The organism is Streptomyces sp. FH025, assembly GCF_017427025.1.
Lineage (GTDB): Bacteria > Actinomycetota > Actinomycetes > Streptomycetales > Streptomycetaceae > Kitasatospora.
In genome coordinates this window covers 1-1,977 of the sequence record NZ_JAFLNG010001021.1, presented here as the reverse complement: position 1 = coordinate 1,977, position 1,977 = coordinate 1, and the positions used below count along the sequence as shown (strand labels likewise).

General features: G+C 74.2%; 3 protein-coding genes. 2 read left to right on the top strand and 1 reads right to left on the bottom strand.

All coding sequences use genetic code 11. The features are described 5' to 3' along the window. Nucleotides 1–90 precede the first annotated feature (90 nt). On the top strand, nucleotides 91–612 hold the full coding sequence (locus J0670_RS36835) for a universal stress protein (RefSeq protein WP_207817134.1): 522 nt from the start codon (nucleotides 91–93) through the stop codon (nucleotides 610–612). Nucleotides 613–761: 149 nt separating this feature from the next. Beyond that, a complete protein-coding gene (locus J0670_RS36830; protein ID WP_207817133.1) occupies nucleotides 762–1,466 on the top strand; it encodes a DsbA family oxidoreductase in 705 nt (234 codons plus the stop codon). A gap of 83 nt (nucleotides 1,467–1,549) precedes the next feature. Here J0670_RS36830 and J0670_RS36825 read toward each other — a convergent pair. Then, nucleotides 1,550–1,977: NPCBM/NEW2 domain-containing protein (locus J0670_RS36825; RefSeq protein WP_207817132.1), on the bottom strand; the 428-nt coding region annotated here is incomplete at its 5' end.

Here is a 1,977-nt window from a genome sequence, read left to right as displayed (position 1 = left end):
CCCGCCGGCTTCCGGCGCGGCTGTCGGTGGGGGCCCGGGAGGGCGAGCGATGATGGCGGGGTTGCGGGTCCGGGGTGAGGAGTGTGTGCGGTGGCCGGTGTGGGCGCGGGGCAGGACGTTCCCGTGGTGCTGTCGGTGCTGGGGCGGCCGCCGACGGGGCGCGCGCCCGGGGTGTTGGCGGCGTGCGACGGGTCGGACGGGTCGCTGTGGGCGCTGGACCGGGCGATGACGGAGGCGGAGCTGTTCGGGCTGCCGCTGTACGTGCTGGCCGTGGTGAACCCGGCGCCGGCCGGCTACCCGCCGGGGATGGCGGAGCTGGTGCAGGAGAGCGTGGAGACGCTGGTCGAGAGCATGGCGGACGGGCTGCGCCGGGCGGTGGCCACCGTGCTGCGGCAGCGGGCGCGGCCGTTCGCGGGGGAGATGTCGCTGCACGTGGTGCTGGGCAACGTGATCGAGGTGCTGCTGGAGGCCTCGGCCCGGCAGCACACCCTGGTGGTCGGCGCCCGGGGCAACGGGGGCTTCGCCCGTCTGCTGCTGGGTTCGGTGAGCTCGGCGGCCGTGCACCACGCGGCCTGCCCCGTCCTGGTGGTCCCCGCCCCGCCGGAGCCGTGACGGAGCCGTACGGAGTCGTATGGAGCCGTACGGAGTCGTACGGAGCAGGGATGTGTGGGCGGTGTCGGGAATGTACCGAGATGGTTCATCGTTCACCTATCCGCCAATCCGGTACACCGACGACACGACGCCCCCTGGAGTCCCCCCGCATGAAGGTCGAGATCTGGTCCGACATCGCCTGCCCCTGGTGCTACATCGGCAAGCGCCGCTTCGAGCAGGCCCTGGCGGAGTTCCCCGGCAAGGAGGGTGTCGAGGTCGTCTACCGCCCGTACCAGCTGGTCCCGGACGCCCCCGCGACGGCGAGCCCGCACCGCGCCTGGCTGGCCGAGCGCTACGGCCCGCAGTCGGTGGCGATGGACGCGCGGGTGGCCGAGCTGGGCCTGGCCGAGGGCATCACGTACGACTTCGACGCCGCCCTGCACGCCAACACCTTCCTGGGCCACCGCCTGCTGCACCTCGCCGAGTCCGAGTACGGCGCCGAGGTGCAGGGCCGCCTCAAGGAGGCGCTGCTGAAGGCGCACTTCACCGACGGCGTGGACGTCGGCGACCGCGCCGCGCTGGCCGACGTCGCCGTGGCGGCGGGTCTGGACCGGGACCGGGTGGCGGCCTACCTGGCGGGCGACGAGGGCGCCGCCGAGGTCCGCGCCCAGCTGGCCGAGGGCCGGGAGCTGGGCATCAACGCCGTTCCGACCTTCGTGTTCGAGGGCAAGTGGGCGGTCCAGGGCGGCCAGGACGCCGAGACCTTCCGCAAGGTGCTGGAGCAGGTCGCCGCCGAGATCGGCGAGCGCCGGCCGGCCCCGGTGCCGGTCGCCCCGGCCGGGGAGGCCTGCGCGGACGGCTCCTGCGCCATCTGACGCCGGACGACGGTCGGACGAGGGTCAGAGGACGGCCGGGCGCCGGACGGCGCCGACCCGCCCGGGGCCCGTTCCGGGAGCTCTCAGGAGCACCTGAAGCGGGCCTCGGCCCAGTCCGCGACGTTCAACGCCGACCAGATCCCGTTCACCGGCGTGACGACCAGCCGGATCGACTTCTGCCCGGCCAGCGGCACGTGCACCGGCACCGCGTCGTCCCCGACGGACAGCGTGCGGGAGTGCCACAGGGTGTTGCCGTCGCCGTCCTGGACGGAGAAGACCACCCCGCCGGGCGTGATCGTGGCGTCGTCCACCCCGGCGACCGCGTCGAAGGACGTGCAGCTGCGGTTGAGGTCGATCAGCGTGGTCGCGGGCGCGTGCACGGTGAGGGCGTGCGTGTGGCGCTCGCCGCCGATCCACGCGTCGTCGCGCTGCCAGAACTTGTCGCTGCCCTTCTGCCGGATGCTCGGCTCGGGCGGCGGCACCCGGTTGTTGCCGGGCTTGAGCACGGGCA